The organism is Oleiphilus sp. HI0132 (assembly GCF_001635845.1).
The window spans coordinates 1-781 of the sequence record NZ_LWGJ01001447.1; the positions used below are offsets into that span (position 1 = coordinate 1).

1 protein-coding gene and 1 pseudogene are annotated in these 781 nt (G+C 43.7%); both read left to right on the forward strand.

All coding sequences use genetic code 11. The annotated features are described in order from the left end of the window. Positions 1 to 132 precede the first annotated feature (132 nt). Positions 133 to 540, forward strand: a pseudogene (locus tag A3766_RS22070) (aminotransferase class I/II-fold pyridoxal phosphate-dependent enzyme); the annotation flags it as partial. A gap of 38 nt (positions 541 to 578) precedes the next feature. Continuing rightward, a partial coding sequence (locus tag A3766_RS22075) for an ArsC/Spx/MgsR family protein (RefSeq protein ID WP_369808651.1) occupies positions 579 to 781 on the forward strand: 203 nt, incomplete at its 3' end.

Genomic DNA, 781 nt, shown 5'->3' on the forward strand with positions numbered 1-781 from the left:
TGTGCCGTTTACCGGAAGAATATTATCTTCGCTGCAAAGAGTGCCGGGCTTTAGATTAAAGCGTTGTGTCGCCCAGTTTGTCATGCTCTTTCGAAACTCAGGTAACCCTTTTGTGCTTGGGTATATTGCGACTTGTTAAAAGGCTTCTTGAAATACCGAACTTATCACGGCTGCGCAATGCCGATTCAACACCAGTTAGCAAGCATTGAAGCCTGGAACGATGAAGCTCACGTACAAGAGAACCGTAAAGCCTACAAACGAAAGTTCGAGGCAGTTCTTGAAATTTTAAGCCCGGTACTGAACATCAAGCAAAGTGATGCGAGCTTCTACCTTTGGCCAGAGACACCGATATCGGATGAAGAGTTTGCTCAAAAGCTATATCAACAAAAGCATGTCACCGTGCTTCCGGGCAGCTATTTGTCTCGTACCGTCAAGGGTCTAAATCCGGGTAAAAATAGAATCAGAATGGCCTTAGTTGCCAGTGAAGAAGAGTGCATCGAAGCGGCAACTCGAATTCGTGAATTCGTTGAATCTCTTTAACGCTCTTTCCACAAACAACTTTCGTACAAGGTAAAACAATGAGTACAGTAAAAATCTACGGAATTAAAGCCTGCGATACCATGAAGAAAGCGCTAACGTGGCTGGAATCGCATGATATTGATTTTGAATTTCATGACTATAAGAAGACGCCTATTGATGAGCAAAGCCTCGAAGATTGGCTTAGCCAGGTACCTTGGGATGAACTAATCAATAAACGTGGTACAACGTGGCGTAAACTAAG